Here is a 15,469-nt window from a genome sequence, read left to right as displayed (position 1 = left end):
GCACGGAGCGAAGCGAGTACGGGCATGAGCCTGACCCTCACCGTCGACGGCGAGCGCTGGCGTGCGCACCTGCTCGCCACCGCCGCGAAGCACCCCGGCATCGTCCCTGTCACGAAGGGCAACGGCTACGGCCTGGGCCTGGGCCGGCTCGCGCGCCGCGCGCAGTGGCTGGCCGAGCACGCCGACCAGACCGGCGCACCGCTCGACATGATCGCCGTCGGCACCTACGACGAGATCGAGCAGCTGTCGTCGCGCTACGACGGCGACCTCCTGGTGCTCACCCCGTGGCGACCCTTCCGGGCAGCGCTCGACCTCGATGCCCGTACGGCCTCGCGCGTCGTGCACACCGTCAGCCGGCCCGACGACCTGGCCGGGCTGCGCGCCCAGGACCCTGATGCCCGCTTCGTGCTCGAGCAGCTCACCTCGATGCGTCGGCACGGCATGACCCGTCGCGAGCTGGCCGCGGCAGCGGACATGGTCGGCGACCAGCGCAGCGGCCTGCGCGGCGTCGCGATGCACCTGCCGCTCAACACCACCTCGCACCTCGGCGAGGTGACCCGTCTGATCAACGAGATCGTCGCCTCCGGCCTGCCGACCCGGACGGTCTTCGTCTCCCACCTCACGCACGCCGAGATGACGTCACTGGCGAGCAGCTATCCCGACTTCACCGTGCGTCCGCGCATCGGCACCGACCTCTGGCTCGGCGACCGCGGTGCCCTCACGGTGGGTGCCACCGTCCTCGACGTCCACGAGGTCGACCGCGGCGACACCTTCGGCTACCGCGGGCGCAGCGTCCCCAAGCACGGCCACATCGTCATCGTCAGCGGCGGCACCGCGCACGGCATCGGCCTCGAGGCGCCGACCGGCGACCAGTCGCTCAAGGCGCGGGCCGCGACCCTCGCCCGCGGCGGCATGGACGCGGTCGGCTTCGTCCGCTCGCCGTTCTCCATCGACGGCAAGCAGCGGCTCTTCGCCGAGCCGCCCCACATGCAGGCCTCGATGCTGTTCGTGCCGTCAGGCGCTCGGGTGCCGCGTGTCGGTGAGGAGATCGAGGTCCGGGTCCGCTTCACCGCGACCGACTTCGACCGCGTCGTCGTCACCTGACCACACGTCGGGCACCTCGGGCACGTCGCGCAGCACCGCGACCGCGATCCACACCAGGCCGGCCACCCGCAGCAGGATCGCCAGCCAGTAGGCACGTACGTCGTCCGTGATCGTCGGCACGAGACCGCCACCGACGTACCACCCGGTGATCACCCAGCTCACCACGTGCAGGCCCTGCCACACGAGCAGGTCGCGCCACCGGCGTACGGCGATCGCGGCCAGCGGCAGCGCGACGAGGGCCAGCTCCGGAGGGGCCGACGGCGCTACGACCAGTGCGGCGCACACCATCACCAGCCCCGACCGGGCGCTCGTCTGCGGCGTGATCCGCCCGGAGCGGCGCACCATCCACGCGACCCCGACGGCCGCCGCGGCCAGCACCACGAGCTGGACGACCGCGCGCGTCGTCGCGGACGCGGAGGCCCCGGCCTGGTCGAGCATCTGCCAGACCGATCCGATGTCGACGCCCCCGGACCGCGCCCGCCCGGGCAGCGTGACGACGACGTAGGCCGCCGCCGCCGACAGGAGCGCGTCGACCCGGTCGCGCGTACGGCCGCCGATCGCGATGACACCGACGAGGGCGACCGCGACCGGCAGGGCGAAGGCCGCGCCGATCCCGGCGCCGACACCGGCGAGCCAGGGCCGACCGGTCGTCCACCCCCACAGCAGGACGGCGACGCCGAACGCCGCGACCAGCTCCCACGACAGCCAGTGGGCGACCAGCACGGGGGCGAGCGCCCAGCCGGCAGCTGCCCAGGGCCGGCGGGCGTCCACCCGGACGAGGAGTGCGGTGGCCAGCAGGGCGAGCGCGGCCAGGATCACGGCCAGCGCGGCGGTGGTCGCGACGGTGCCGCTGCCGGGGAGCAACCCGGCGAGGCGCTCGAGCCAGGCGGTGACGTGCGGGGGCGTGCCGGCGCTCGCCGAGGTACCGGCGAGCTCGGTCCAGCACAGCTGGCGGAACGGCTGCTCGTCCTTGCCCCACCCGGAGGTGACGCAGGCGGACTTGCCGGCCATGCCCATCGCGAGGGCGACGCCGGTGGCGCCGAGCAGCACCCGCGCCGGGGTCCACCAGCGGTGCGGCGCCGCGTGGTCACCCAGCGGACCGCCGACCACCTCGGACATCGCCGCGACCACCGGGTCGGCGCGGCTGGGTGCCTGCGCCGGCTGCACCCGCATGGTCAGGGCCGGTACTCGACGACCGCCGCGCGCCCCGCGTACCTCGCCGCCGGCGTCGTCGGAGGATCGGTGGGCGTCGGGGTGGGTGTCGGCGTGGGGGTGGGTGTCGGCGTCGGCGTCGGCGTCGGCGTGGGCGTCGGGGTCGGCGTCGGGACCGGCGTCGGGGTCTCCGTCGGGATGGGCGTCTCCGTGGGCAGAGGCGTCTCGGTCGGCGTCTCCGTCGGCGTCTCCGTCGGCGTCTCGGTCGGTACGCCGCCGGTCTGGGTCGGCGACCTGGTGGGCTTCGGCGGCGGGGGCGGCGGCGGGGTGTACTCGTGGCCGTCCTCGGGCGCGTCGCCGTCGACGTAGACGGGCTCCGGGAAGTCCTCGACGTCCATGCCATCCATCACGCGCTGCATGATCCCGGTCCAGGTCTGGGCGGGGTAGACCGCACCGAAGTAGGACGGCAGCCACCCGTCGATCTGGTCGTCGCCGTCCCCGCGGACGTACATCACGGCGGTCGCCATCTGGGGTGTGTAGCCGGCGAACCACGAGGAGGAGACGTGCTCGTCCTCACCGCCGGTCGCGGTGCCGGTCTTGCCGGCGGCCGGGCGGCCGAGCTGGAGCGCGGCCTGGCCCGTGCCGTTCTGCACGATCTGCTGCATCACGTAGGACGTGTCGGCGGCGATGTCCTCGTCGACCGCGTCGCGGGTCTTGCCCTTCCACTCGTAGAGGGTCTCGCCGTTCTTGTCGACGACCTTCTGCACGACATGGACGTCCGCGCGCTGGCCGCCGTTGGCGATCGTCGCGTAGGCGTTGGCCATGTTGATGGGGCTGACGCGGCCCTTGCCGAGGGTGATCAGGGTGTCCTGGGGGCCGAAGTCGGTCGAGGTCATCGGGATGCCGGGGAACTTGCTGGACGCGTCCTCGCCGGGGATGCCAAGCGCGCGGGACATGTCGTAGATCGCCTGCGGGCCGTCCTCCATCGAGTCCGACATGTCGACGAATGCGGTGTTGATCGACTCCTCGCCGGCCGTGATCAGGCTGACGGACTCGCCGTAGTCGTTGCCGAGGCCGTCGGTGCCGGTGCCTTCGTTGCGCACCTCGGTGCCGTCGGGGAACTCGAAGGGTGAGTTGCCCTGGAAGGTGTCCTCGATCGAGAAGCCCTGCTTGAGGGCCGCGGCGACCGTCAGCGGCTTGATCGTCGAGCCGGCCATGCCGCCGGTGGCGGCCCAGTTGATCTGGGACTGCAGGTAGTCCTGGCCGCCGTAGAACCCGCGCAGGGCGCCGGTGCCGACCTCGACGGTGGCCGCGCCGATGTGGAGCTGCTTGTCGCCGAAGCCCTCGGGCTTCTCCTCCAGGACGCCCTCCTGGACGTCGGCCATCACCTGCGGGTCGAAGGTGGTGGTGATCCGCAGGCCGCCGCCGTCGATCTCCTCCTCCGAGGCGATGCCCTTGGCGAGCAGCTCCTGCTTCACCAGCGCGAGCATGTGGCCCTTCTGGCCGCCGAACTGGCTCTGCGCCGCGACCTTGGGGAACTTGGGCAGCCGCTTGAGCGCCGTGTCGCGCTCCTCGGTCGTGATGGTGCCCATCTCGGCCATGCTGTCGAGGACGTAGGCGTAGCGGCCCTTGAGGTCCTCGCGGGCCTGCTTGCCGTTGGCCGGGTCGTACTTGCTGGGGTTGTTGAGCACCGTGGCCAGCACCGCGGACTCACGCAGGTTGAGCTCGGTCGCGTCGTGGTCGAAGAACGCCTTCGACGCGGCCTGGATGCCGTAGGCACCACGCCCGAAGTAGATGGTGTTGAGGTAGCCCTCGAGGACTTCCTTCTTGCTGAGCTGCTGCTGGATCTTGAGCGAGACGACCGCTTCCTTGATCTTGCGCTTGTAGCTCTGCTCGCTCGTCAGGTAGAGGATCTTGACGTACTGCTGGGTGATCGTCGACGCACCCTGGCGGGCGTTGCCGCTGGCGTTGGAGAAGAGCGCGCGCAGGATGCCCTTGGGGTCGATGCCCTTGTCGGTCCAGAACGTGCGGTTCTCGGCGGCGACCACGGCGTCCTGCATCACCTGCGGCATCGTGTCGATCGGGATCGACTCGCGGTTCTGGTCCTCGTAGTAGGTGCCGAGCTGCTGCTTGCCGTCCTGGTAGTAGACGAACGTCGTCTGCGCCTGGAAGGCCGAGTTGGGCGTCGGGATGCTGATCGCCTGGTAGAGCACGACGACGACGCCGGCCACCACGAGTGCGCCGACCACGGCGAGGACGCCGAGGACCTTGGCGATCCTCGCTGCGCGCTGGCCCTTCGTCCGCCGCTTCTGGGGTCGTCGGGTCTGGGCCTTGCCGTCGGCCCTGCGCTTCTTCGCAGTCACCGCAACAGGGTACGGGGGGCCGCGTGTCCTCCCCATTCGCCAGCCCGATTCGTCACTCGCGGATATATCGGTACGATAGGTCGCATGGCACGTCGTGCGGACACCATCGAGCTCGCAGTCCTCGGACTGCTGCACGAGGGACCCATGCACGGCTACGAGCTGCGCAAGCGCCTCAACCTGATGCTCGGGTGGGGCCGCGTGCTGTCCTACGGCTCGCTCTACCCGGCGTTGAAGAAGATGCTGCGCGCCAACCTGATCACCGAGGTCGCCGGCCCGGCCACGACCTCGACCCGTCGCCCGCGCATCACCTACGAGGTCACGCCCGCCGGCAACGAGCACTTCCAGCGGCTCATGTCCGAGGTCGGCCCGACCGCGTGGGAGGACGACAACTTCGACATCAGGTTCGCGTTCTTCTCCTCGACCGACATGGAGATCCGCCTGCGCGTCCTCGAGGGTCGCCGCTCGCGGCTGCAGGAGCGGCTCGCGCGCGTGCAGGGCGAGCTCGAGCGGACCCAGGCCGAGGTCAACCGCTATGCCGCCGAGCTCCAGCGCCACGGCGTGGAGTCGGTCGAGCGCGAGGTGCGGTGGCTCTCCGACCTGATCCAGGCCGAGCGCGCCGACCCACCGCGTCCCGCACCGACGCCGACGCCCACCACTGACTAGTCACACCAGCTTCACCAGACACCCGCCAAGAAGCACCACCGTTGATGAGAAGGAGAGCCCCATGGGTTCGGTTCGAGTAGGGATCGTCGGAGTCGGCAACTGCGCCACCTCCCTCGTCCAGGGCGTTGAGTACTACAAGGACGCGGACCCGTCCGGCACCGTCCCCGGCCTGATGCACGTGAAGTTCGGCGACTACCACGTCAAGGACGTCCAGTTCGTCGTGGCGTTCGACGTCGACGACAAGAAGGTCGGCAAGGACCTCTCCGAGGCCATCAACGCCTCCGAGAACAACACGATCAAGATCGCCGACGTCCCGACCCTCGGCGTCGAGGTCAAGCGCGGCCCGACGCTCGACGGCCTCGGCAAGTACTACCGCCAGACCATCGAGGAGTCCGCCGCCGAGCCGGTCGACGTCACCCAGGCGCTCAAGGACGCCGAGGTCGACGTCCTCGTCTGCTACCTCCCGGTCGGCTCCGAGCAGGCCGCCAAGTTCTACGCCCAGTGCGCGATCGACGCCGGCGTCGGCTTCGTCAACGCCCTGCCCGTCTTCATCGCCTCCGACCCCGAGTGGGCCAAGAAGTTCGAGGACGCCGGCGTCCCGATCGTCGGCGACGACATCAAGAGCCAGGTCGGTGCCACCATCACCCACCGCGTGATGGCAAAGCTGTTCGAGGACCGCGGCGTCGCGCTGGACCGCACCTACCAGCTCAACGTCGGCGGCAACATGGACTTCAAGAACATGCTCGAGCGCGAGCGCCTGGAGTCCAAGAAGGTTTCCAAGACCCAGGCCGTGACGTCCAACCTCACGGGTGAGCTGGCCGACAAGATCGACAGCAGGAACGTCCACATCGGCCCGTCGGACTACGTCGCCTGGCTCGACGACCGCAAGTGGGCCTACGTCCGCCTCGAGGGTCGCGCCTTCGGTGACGTCCCGCTCAACCTCGAGTACAAGCTCGAGGTCTGGGACTCCCCCAACTCGGCCGGCATCATCATCGACGCCGTCCGCGCCGCGAAGATCGCCCTCGACCGCAAGGTCGGCGGCCCGATCATTCCCGCGTCGACCTACCTGATGAAGTCCCCGCCCGTGCAGATGCCCGACGACCTCGGTCGCGCCGAGCTCGAGAAGTTCATCAAGGGCGAGTGACGCTCGTCTGAGCAGCACCCCAGCAGCAGCCCAGCGGCCCCGCAGTCCACGTCCCGGACTGCGGGGCCGCTGGCGTGGGGGCGCGGCGGGTCAGCCGAGGCTCGCGGACACGACGAGCTGCGCGGTCTTCTTCGCGCGGGCCGCCGCTTCCGGCGACGCGGCCAGCGCTCCGTCGGACAGCCCGCCGTCGAGCAGCAGGGTCAGCGCGCGAGCGAGACCGGCCGGGTCGGTGGCGCCGGCGCCCTCGGCGAGCTCGGCCACCCACGCGCGTACGGCGTCCTTGTGGGCGACCGTGCGGTCGTGCACCGGCGAGCCGGGGACGGACTCGGCGGCGGCGTTGATGAAGGCGCACCCCCGGTAGCCCTCACGCCGGCACGCCGTGGTGAGCGCGTCGAACATGCCCACGAGCTGGTCGGCCGGCTCGTCGCCGGCCGCTTCCGCTGCCGCGTGGAGCTGACCGCTCCACACCCCGTCGACCTTGTCGAGGTAGGCCAGGACGAGCTCGTCCTTGGCCGGGAAGTGCTTGTAGAACGTCGCCTTCGCCACCCCGGACTCCGCGATGATCAGGTCGACGCCCACCGCGCGGATGCCGCGCGCGTAGAAGAGCGCGAAGGCGGTGTCGAGGATGCGTTCACGAGCGGGGGGGACGACCATTCCTTGATTGTAGACAGACCTGTCTGTTAGCGTCCATCCGAACAGGCAGACCTGTCTACCCCTGGGGAGGATCTCCTGATGAACATCGCAGTACTCGGCACCGGCATGGTCGGCCAGACCATCGCGGGCGGCCTCGTCCGGCTCGGCCACTCCGTCGTCGTCGGCACCCGTGACCCCGAGGCCACCCTCGCGCGCACCGAGACCGACGGCATGGGCAACCCGCCCTTCGCCAGGTGGCACGCCGCCCACGACGGCATCGCCCTGACGACGTACGCCGACGCTGCCGCGGGCGCCGACCTGCTCGTCCTCGCCGGCAACGGGGGCGCGGCCCTCGCCATGCTGACCGCGGCGGGGGAGGACAACCTCGCCGGCAAGGTGCTGGTCGACATCTCCAACCCGCTCGACTTCTCCGCCGGCTTCCCGCCCACCCTCTTCGTCAAGGACGACGACTCGCTCGGCGAGCAGATCCAGGCGGCGTTCCCGCGCACGAGGGTCGTGAAGTCGCTCAACACGCTCACCGCGGCGCTGATGGTGGACCCCGGACTGCTGGACGAGGCCACGACCGTCTTCGTCTCCGGCGACGACGCCGCTGCGAAGGCCACGGTGACCGAGATCCTGACCGGGTTCGGGCACCAGGACGTGATCGACCTCGGCGGCATCGAGACCGCTCGCGGCACCGAGATGCTGCTGCCGCTGTGGCTGCGCACGATGGGTGCCCTGGGCACGGGCATGTTCAACATCAAGGTCGTGCGCTGACCTCAACCCCCCAGCGACGACCCCGGTAGTTCAGGGGACGGTGGTCGTCCGGACCGTCGGACGACGACCATTCCTCCCTGAACTACCTCGGGGCGGGAGGTCAGGAGGGCCGGTCGGCCCACCACGACCGGAGCGCGGCCTCCGCCGCCTCCGGCGTCTGCGGGCCCTCGTCCATCCTCAGGTCGAGCAGGAACTTGTAGGCCTCGCCGATCTCGCGACCGGGACCGATGCCGAGGATCGCCATGATCTGGTTGCCGTCGAGGTCGGGCCGGATCGAGGCGAGCTCCTCCTCCTCCGACAGTCGGGCGATGCGCTCCTCGAGCGAGTCGTAGGTCCGTCGCAGCCGGTCGGCCTTGCGCTGGTTGCGGGTCGTGCAGTCGGCGCGGGTGAGGATGTGGAGCCGCTCGAGCTGGTCACCGGCGTCGCGGACGTAGCGGCGTACGGCGCTGTCGGTCCACTCCCCCGAGCCGTAGCCGTGGAAGCGCAGGTGCAGCTCGACCAGCGTCGACACGGCGTCGATGTCGTGGTTGGAGAAGCGCAGCGCCTGCATCCGCTTGCGGGTGAGCTTGGCGCCGACCACGTCGTGGTGGTGGAAGGTCACCGTGCCGCCGGACTCGAAGCGGCGGGTCTTCGGCTTGCCGACGTCGTGCATGAGCGCGGCGAAGCGACTGACGAAGTCGGGGCTGCCCCCGAGCCGGTGCTCGAGGTCGATCGACTGCTCGAGCACGGTGAGAGTGTGCTCGTAGACGTCCTTGTGGCGGTGGTGCTCGTCGCGCTCGAGCGCGAGCGCCGGCAGCTCCGGCAGGACGTGGGCCGCCAGGCCGGTGTCGACCAGCAGGGTGAGGCCGAGCCGCGGGTGGGGCGCGCACACCAGCTTGACCAGCTCGTCGCGCACCCGCTCGGCCGAGATGATCTCGATCCGCCCGGCCATCTCGGTCATCGCCGCGACCACCTCGGGCGCCACGGAGAAGCCGAGCTGGGCCGCGAAGCGGGCGGCGCGCATCATCCGCAGGGGGTCGTCGGAGAAGGAGTCCTCGGGCGTCCCCGGCGTCCGCAGCACGCGCTCGGCCAGGTCGACGATCCCGCCGAACGGGTCGACGAACTCGCGGCTCGGCACCCGCACCGCCATCGAGTTCACGCTGAAGTCGCGGCGACCGAGATCGCCCTCGAGGTTGTCGCCGAAGTCGACCTCGGGCTTGCGCGAGGTGGGGTCGTACGACTCCGACCGGTAGGTCGTGATCTCCACCTGCCACGGCCCCTTGCGGCAGCCGATCGTGCCGAACGCGCGACCCATGTCCCACACCGCGTCGGCCCAGTCGGACACGAGCCGCTCGGTGACGTCGGGGTGGGCGGAGGTGGTGAAGTCGAGGTCGCTCTGGAGCCGGCCGAGCATCGCGTCGCGGACCGGGCCGCCGACCAGCGCCAGCTCCTCGCCGGCGTCGGCGAAGAGGACACCGAGCTCGTCGATGACCGATCCGATGCGGTCCAGCTCCGCGCCGACGCGGCGCTGGATCTCGACGATCGTGAGAGGGGGCGAGGCGGCGTCGGACACGACGGGCCAGTCTACGTGGCGACCCCCGGAGGCTCCCCATCCGTCAACTACAGTCGGTGCGTGCCCCGCTCGTCCTCGTTCCGTGCTGCCCTGGCGGGGCTCCTGACGGCCGGACTGGCGAGCCTGGGGGCACAGGCACCCGCCGCGGCGGCGCCAGCGGAGGAGGCGGATGCGCTCGTCGTCCACATCGACACCATCGACCCGGTCCTGCCGCGCAGCGGCGACCTCGTGATCACCGGCACGGTGACCAACGTCAGCCAGGACACCTACACCCGGATCAACCTGCACGCCTTCTCCTCCGAGCAGCCGATCCTCGACTCCCTCAACCTCGTCAACTCCGCCGCCAGCGACCCGAGGCAGGCGGTCGGCGACCGGGTGACGGTGCCGGGCACCTTCTACACCGTCGACGAGCTGGCGCCCGGTGAGACGGCCTACTTCTCCGACACCGTGCCGGTCGACCTGCTCGACATGGATCCGCGCGTCGAGGGGGTCTACTGGATCGGCGTCCACGCCTTCGGTGACGGCGCCGTCCCGCGCGACGCGGTCGCCGACGGGCGCGCCCGCACCTTCATCCCCGCGCGGCCGGCCTCCGACGCCTCGGTGGAGGCGTCGGTCGTCCTCTCGGTCCGGAGCCGGGTCTGGTTCACCGACGAGGGCAAGGTCGGCGGCCTCGACCGGTGGGAGAAGCGGCTCGCGGAGGGCGGCACCCTCGACGGCGTGCTCGACATGGCGGAGTCCGCCGACGGTACGCCCTACAGCTGGCTCGTCGACCCCGCCGTGCTCGTCGCGCTGACCCGCCTCGAACGGGCCAACCCGGCGCGCAGCATCGTGCCCAACCCCAACATCCCGGACCCCAGCATCCCGGACGAGCAGCCGACGGAGACCCCGTCGGCCGAGGAGGGTGAGCAGTCCGGCGCGGCGGTGGGCGGCTGGGACACGCTTGCGCCTCCGACCTCGCCCACCGCGGAGCCCACTGCGCAGGAACAGGCGCTCGCCACCGCCGCGGCGAGCTGGCTCAACCGCTTCCGCGACCTGGTCGGCACCCAGCCGGTCCTGACGCTGCCCTTCGGCGACCTCGACGTCTCGGCCGCGGTCCGCAACGACCGGACGCGTCTCGACCAGGCCGTCGCGCGCAGCGCCGAGGCGATGAGCGTCCTGCGCCTCCCGTCGCGACCGGCCGTGTCACCCACCAGCGACCTGCTCAGTCCCGAGGCGCTCCAGACCGTCGCCCCCGACACGGTGGTGCTGCTCGGCGACAGCGCCTTCGACCTGCCCCCGACCACCCCCAACTCCGTCGTCAAGATGCTCGGTCACAAGATCCTCGTCACCAGCACCGCGGCCGAGTCCGGCGGCCCCGGCCCCACGGCGGCCACCGACCCGCTGGCGATGCGCCAGCGGCTGCTCAGCGAGGCGGCCCTCCGGGCGCTCGACGACGACTCCGCACCGCTGATCATCACCATGCCCGCGGTGTGGCAGGGCGAGGACGCCGCGGCGTTCTTCGACGAGCTCGAGCAGCCGTGGCTCGACGTCGTCCCGGTCGAGACCATCGCGGACGAGCCCAACAACGCCGTGGGCCGGCCCGCGTCGGCGCTGAACTACACGACCAGGGACCAGGCCAAGGAGCTCGGCGCCGGCAACTTCACCGCCGCCACCCGCGCCACCAACGCCGCGGCCCTGCTCGAGCAGGTGCTCAGCCTCCAGACGACCATCGAGGCACAGGTCCGCGACGAGGCGCTCGTAACGCTGTCCGAGCAGCACCGGTCGCGGCCGCGCCTCGCGCTGCGGGCCGCCAGCCGGGTCGGGGAGGCGATGTCGGGCTACCTCGGCAAGGTGCAGATCGAGGCACCCGGGTCGGTGACGCTCTTCAGCGCGTCCGGCAAGCTCGGCGCGACGCTCGTCAACAACCTCGACCAGCCCGTCACCGTCCAGGTGCGGCCGACGACGGACGGGCGACTGACGATCAGCGGGCTCGACGGCGAGCGGACGCTCGGGCCCGGCGCGCGCACCCTGCTCCGCTACGAGGCGACCACCGACCAGCTCGGCGTGCACAACGTCCGCTTCGTCGTCACCTCGCTCGACGGGGCACCACTGGGGTCCTCCGACGCCGTGCAGATGCGCGCGGCGCGGGTGAGCGCGCTCGTGTGGATCGCGATGGCCGGAGGCGCCCTCGTGCTCTTCGGGATGATCGGCTACCGCCTGCCCGGGCAGATCCGCGCGCGACGTGCCGAGCTCGCGGCCGCCGGGCGCGGCGAGGACGAGGCGGCGGCCGCCGACGACGAGGTCGGGGTCGAGGAGAGCAGCACCCCGTCCGCCGTACGACCCGAGCCGTCGGCCGCCACGCCCCTGCTCCCGGGCCGTCCGTGAGCACCCTGATGAGCCACCGATGAGCCGCCGATGAGCGACCAGCGGATCCTGGCCTCCTCGGCCGTGATGGCCGCCGGCACCGTCTTCTCGCGCGCCTCCGGGTTCATCCGCGCGGCGCTGCTCGTCGCCGCGCTCGGCGCCCTGCTGCGGGCCGACCTCTTCACCATCGCCAACACGCTGCCCAACATGGTCTACATCCTGCTGGCGGGAGGCGTGTTCAACGCCGTCCTCGTGCCGCAGCTGGTCCGCCGGATCAAGGAGGACCCCGACGGCGGCGACGCGTACGCCAGCCGGGTCATCACGCTGTCCGCGCTGTTCCTCGGCGGCGTCACCGTGATCCTCGTGGCCGCCGCGCCGTGGCTGCTGCGGCTCTACCTGAGCGACCGCTTCCTGGAGCCCGACCGCGCCGCGCACCTCGAGTCGATCATCGACCTCACCCGCTGGTGCCTGCCGCAGGTGTTCTTCTACGGGATGTACGTCCTGGTCGGCCAGGTGCTCAACGCCCGTGGCCGGTTCGGTCCGATGATGTGGGCGCCGATCGCCAACAACATCATCGCCGTGGTGATGCTCGTCGCCTACCTCCTCGTCTGGGGCGAGGCGACCGACGCCCAGCAGACCGCGGCCCTCGACACCAGCCAGGAGGTCCTGCTCGGGCTGGGCTCGACGCTCGGCATCGTCGTGCAGTGCCTGGTGCTGGTGCCCTACCTCCGCGCGTCGGGCTTCACCTACCGCCCGCGCTTCGACTTCCGCGACCCCGAGCTGAGGAAGACGCTGTCCCTCGGCATCTGGACGGTGCTCTTCGTCATCGCCACCCAGGCGGCGTACTTCGTGGTGGTCAAGCTCGCCTCGGGCAGCAGCGTCGAGGGCAACCCGGGCTACACCGTCTACAGCAGCAGCCTGCTGATCATGATGGTGCCGCACTCGATCGTCACCGTGTCGCTGGCGACGGCGATCCTGCCGCGGCTGTCGTCGTACGCCCACGAGGGGCGGCTCGCCGACCTCGGCGCGACCGTCGGCTCGACGCTCCGCACGGCGCTGGCGCTGGTGCTGCCGTTCGCCGTGCTGCTCCCGATCCTCGCGGGCGACGTGTCGTCGGCCGCGTTCGCCTGGGCCGATCGCGACGCGGCGGCGGCCTTCACCCCGACCCTGGCCCTGTTCGGCCCGGCGCTCGTCTTCTTCACCGTCCACTACTTCATGCTGCGCGGCTTCTACGCGATGGAGATGACACGGCTGGTCTTCTTCATCCAGCTCGCGGTGTCGCTGACCAACATCGCGGTCGCGCTCGTCCTGGTGCCGTCGCGGCCCGCGGACGAGACGGCCCCGATGCTCGTCGTCGCCTACCTGTCGTCGTACGCCGTCGGGGCCGTGGTCAGCTTCGCGCTGCTCCGGCGGACGGTCGGGGGGCTCGAGACGCCCCGGCTGGTGAGGTTCCTGGTGCGGATGGCGATCGTGCTGGTCGCCGCCGGTGCCGTCGCCTGGCTCGTCGAGTGGTCGCTCGCCGGGCTCGGCGAGCAGCTCTCACCCCCGCTCGCGCTGGTCCGCGGCGGCCTGAGCGGGCTGGCCGGCGGCCTGGTCCTGCTCGGTGGGGCCCGCGTCCTCCGGATCCGCGAGGTCACCAGCCTCGTCGACACCGTCGCGGCGCGGCTGCGCCGGGGCTGAGAGTCCCTAGAGTGGCCTCTGGGACAGGACGAGCCGTGGGGAGCGAGGTGAGCGATGCCGACGTCGATGCAGGCCGGTGACGTGCTCGCCGACCGCTACCGCCTCGACGACCTGCTCGCGGAGAACGGGACCGGTCGCTTCTGGCGGGCGCACGACCTGGTCCTCCACCGGGCAGTGTCGGTGCACCTCCTCCCCTCCGACGACGAGCGCGCGGAGGCCGTCCTCGCGGCCGCGCGCGGGGTCGGACCCGTCATGGACCGCCGACTGCTCCGGGTGCTCGACGCCGAGTCGGCGGGCGAGCGCTGCTTCGTCGTGAACGAGTGGGGCCAGGGCGACTCCCTCGACATCCTCGTCGCGCGCGAGGGCCCGCTGCCGCCGCGCCGGGCGGCCTGGCTCGTCGCCGAGGTCGCCGACACGATGGCCGAGGCGCACGCCGCCGGGCTGGCCCACGGTCGCCTCGTCCCGGAGAACGTGCTGGTCGACCAGCACGGCCAGGTCCGCATCATCGGCTTCGGGGTCGATGCCGCGCTGCGCGGGCTGCCGCCGGGCCGCGTCGGCGTCGACGAGGTCGACCTCGCCGGTCTCCTCTACTGCGCGCTGACCGGCAAGTGGGCGGGAGCCTCGGAGTCCGCCGTGCCGCAGGCGCCCGAGGTGCACGGCGAGGTGCTGCGCCCCCGCCGGGTGCGCGCCGGCATCCCGCGGATGCTCGACGCGCTCTGCGACCAGGTCCTCAACCCCCAGCACGCGCCCGGCCGGGACGGCTCGGACCTCGACGCCCGTGCGATCCGGGACATGCTCCACGACTACGTCGGCGAGCTCACCGGGACGCACGTCCCCGTCCAGGCGCCGCGGCCGCCCACCGAGACGCCCACCGACACGCCCACCGACACGCCCACCGGGACGGCCACCGGGACGGCCACCGTCGCCGCGGTCCCGGTCGTCCCGGCGGATCCGACGCCCGAGCCCGAGGAGACGGCGCCCGAGGAGGCCGAGCCTGCAGCAGCGGAGCCCGAGGAGGCCGAGGTGCAGCCCGCCGTCCCGGACCCCGCACCCCCGGCGCCCGCTCCGACCGCTCCCGTCGACCTGCCGACCCAGGCAGGGATGCCGGTGTTCCACGACGACGACGAGGTCGACTGGCTGCGGGCGCGCGCCGAGAAGCCGGAGCCCCCGCCGCCGCTCGAGGAGCCGCCGCCCAAGCCGCTGTTCGCGCCCGACCCGCCCGACGGCGAACCCGTACGCCGTCCGCGCGCCGGCAGCCGTGCCGCGTCGGCCAACCCGGACTACTGGCCGTGGGACGTCTCCCAGGACTCGGTGCAGGACTCCTCGACCGACGCCCGCCGCGACTCCGGCGTACGCCCTCCCGGCCGGGACACCGGCTCGTGGAGCTCGGGGTCGTGGTCGGAGGACCGCTGGGGCACCGGCGAGGGCCTCGACGACACCGGCGACCAGGTGCCTGGTCGCAGCTGGATCCGCCTGGCGATGATCGTCGGCATCTGCGTGCTGGTGATGGTCGCGGCCGTGTTCGCCTACCAGCTCGGGCTCCCGCAGGTGACCGACTCCGGTGACGACGACCCGACCACGTCGTCCTCGCCGAGCCCGACCATCGTCGATCCCACGCCGTTCACCGACCTGACCGCTGCGGCCTTCGACCCGCAGGGCACCGACGGCGGCGAGGAGAACTCCGACTCGGTCCCCAACGTCGTCGACGGTGACGCCACCACGACGTGGAGCACCTCGACCTACCTCCAGAACTTCGGTCCCGGCGGCCTCAAGACCGGCGTCGGCGTGGTCGTCGACCTCGGCACCGCCAAGGGCGTGCGCCAGGTCGTGGTGACCGTCGACGGCGAGACGTCGCTGGCGGCGTACGTCACCTCGACCGCGCCGACGGGCGTCGCCGGCCTCACCCCGATCGGCACCGCGTCCGGCTCCGGCGAGCTCACCGTCTCGGTCGACGAGGCGGTGTCCGGGCGCTTCGTCACGGTCTGGCTCACGATCCTGCCCGACGTCGGCGACGGCTTCCGCGGCACGATCGCCGAGGTGCAGGTCCTGGGATGAGCG

At 71.9% G+C, this 15,469-nt stretch carries 11 protein-coding genes; 7 read left to right on the top strand and 4 right to left on the bottom strand.

Going from position 1 to position 15,469, the window contains the following annotated elements; genetic code table 11:
• Nucleotides 1–24: 24 nt before the first annotated feature.
• Nucleotides 25–1,104, top strand: a complete 1,080-nt coding sequence (locus JI751_RS03380; RefSeq protein ID WP_201933363.1) for an alanine racemase — start codon at nt 25–27, stop codon at nt 1,102–1,104.
• Here JI751_RS03380 and JI751_RS03375 read toward each other — a convergent pair.
• Nucleotides 1,015–2,277, bottom strand: a complete 1,263-nt coding sequence (locus JI751_RS03375) for a glycosyltransferase family protein (RefSeq protein ID WP_201933361.1) — start codon at nt 2,275–2,277, stop codon at nt 1,015–1,017. The two genes, JI751_RS03380 and JI751_RS03375, sit on opposite strands and share 90 nt — an antisense overlap.
• A 2-nt stretch (nt 2,278–2,279) precedes the next feature.
• Nucleotides 2,280–4,619 (bottom strand): transglycosylase domain-containing protein, encoded by a 2,340-nt coding sequence (locus tag JI751_RS03370; protein WP_307813764.1) that lies wholly within the window; start codon nt 4,617–4,619, stop codon nt 2,280–2,282.
• Between the two features lie 84 nt (nt 4,620–4,703).
• Here JI751_RS03370 and JI751_RS03365 point away from each other — a divergent pair, with 84 nt between their 5' ends.
• Nucleotides 4,704–5,282, top strand: coding sequence for a PadR family transcriptional regulator (locus JI751_RS03365; protein WP_201933355.1), 579 nt, complete (start codon nt 4,704–4,706; stop codon nt 5,280–5,282).
• Nucleotides 5,283–5,343: 61 nt separating this feature from the next.
• Nucleotides 5,344–6,426 carry an inositol-3-phosphate synthase gene (locus JI751_RS03360; protein WP_201933352.1) on the top strand — a complete coding sequence of 361 codons (1,083 nt, stop codon included), beginning with the start codon at nt 5,344–5,346 and terminating at the stop codon, nt 6,424–6,426.
• Nucleotides 6,427–6,516: 90 nt separating this feature from the next.
• On the opposite strand, the gene JI751_RS03355 is transcribed toward JI751_RS03360, so the two are convergent.
• The gene (locus JI751_RS03355) at nt 6,517–7,080 is read right to left on the bottom strand and encodes a TetR/AcrR family transcriptional regulator (protein WP_201933350.1); all 564 of its coding nucleotides are present in this window, start codon (nt 7,078–7,080) and stop codon (nt 6,517–6,519) included.
• Between the two features lie 78 nt (nt 7,081–7,158).
• Here JI751_RS03355 and JI751_RS03350 point away from each other — a divergent pair, with 78 nt between their 5' ends.
• Nucleotides 7,159–7,836 (top strand): NADPH-dependent F420 reductase, encoded by a 678-nt coding sequence (locus tag JI751_RS03350; protein ID WP_201933348.1) that lies wholly within the window; start codon nt 7,159–7,161, stop codon nt 7,834–7,836.
• Between the two features lie 100 nt (nt 7,837–7,936).
• On the opposite strand, the gene JI751_RS03345 is transcribed toward JI751_RS03350, so the two are convergent.
• A complete protein-coding gene (locus tag JI751_RS03345; protein ID WP_201933347.1) occupies nt 7,937–9,388 on the bottom strand; it encodes a CCA tRNA nucleotidyltransferase in 1,452 nt (483 codons plus the stop codon).
• Nucleotides 9,389–9,448: 60 nt separating this feature from the next.
• Here JI751_RS03345 and JI751_RS03340 point away from each other — a divergent pair, with 60 nt between their 5' ends.
• Genes JI751_RS03340 through JI751_RS03330 form a run of 3 tightly spaced genes read left to right on the top strand, consistent with a single transcriptional unit; the run spans nt 9,449 to nt 15,466 of the window.
• Nucleotides 9,449–11,752, top strand: a complete 2,304-nt coding sequence (locus tag JI751_RS03340; protein WP_201933345.1) for a DUF6049 family protein — start codon at nt 9,449–9,451, stop codon at nt 11,750–11,752.
• Nucleotides 11,753–11,782: 30 nt separating this feature from the next.
• Nucleotides 11,783–13,411, top strand: a complete 1,629-nt coding sequence (murJ, locus tag JI751_RS03335; RefSeq protein ID WP_201933343.1) for a murein biosynthesis integral membrane protein MurJ — start codon at nt 11,783–11,785, stop codon at nt 13,409–13,411.
• Nucleotides 13,412–13,465: 54 nt separating this feature from the next.
• Nucleotides 13,466–15,466 (top strand): protein kinase family protein, encoded by a 2,001-nt coding sequence (locus JI751_RS03330; RefSeq protein ID WP_201933341.1) that lies wholly within the window; start codon nt 13,466–13,468, stop codon nt 15,464–15,466.
• The last annotated feature ends 3 nt before the right edge of the window (nt 15,467–15,469 follow it).

The sequence above is a fragment of the Nocardioides baculatus genome, assembly GCF_016735675.1.
In the GTDB taxonomy this organism is placed as follows: Bacteria; Actinomycetota; Actinomycetes; order Propionibacteriales; family Nocardioidaceae; genus Nocardioides; species Nocardioides baculatus.
This window is presented reverse-complemented; position numbering and strand designations above follow the sequence as displayed.

Excerpts from the sequence above, each read along its gene's own strand:
- JI751_RS03380 (WP_201933363.1), top strand. The coding sequence starts at position 25 with ATGAGCCTGACCCTCACCGTCGACGGCGAGCGCTGGCGTGCGCACCTG.
- JI751_RS03375 (WP_201933361.1), bottom strand. The coding sequence starts at position 2,277 with ATGCGGGTGCAGCCGGCGCAGGCACCCAGCCGCGCCGACCCGGTGGTC.
- JI751_RS03365 (WP_201933355.1), top strand. The coding sequence starts at position 4,704 with ATGGCACGTCGTGCGGACACCATCGAGCTCGCAGTCCTCGGACTGCTG.
- JI751_RS03360 (WP_201933352.1), top strand. The coding sequence starts at position 5,344 with ATGGGTTCGGTTCGAGTAGGGATCGTCGGAGTCGGCAACTGCGCCACC.
- JI751_RS03355 (WP_201933350.1), bottom strand. The coding sequence starts at position 7,080 with ATGGTCGTCCCCCCCGCTCGTGAACGCATCCTCGACACCGCCTTCGCG.
- JI751_RS03350 (WP_201933348.1), top strand. The coding sequence starts at position 7,159 with ATGAACATCGCAGTACTCGGCACCGGCATGGTCGGCCAGACCATCGCG.
- murJ (WP_201933343.1), top strand. The coding sequence starts at position 11,783 with ATGAGCGACCAGCGGATCCTGGCCTCCTCGGCCGTGATGGCCGCCGGC.
- JI751_RS03330 (WP_201933341.1), top strand. The coding sequence starts at position 13,466 with ATGCCGACGTCGATGCAGGCCGGTGACGTGCTCGCCGACCGCTACCGC.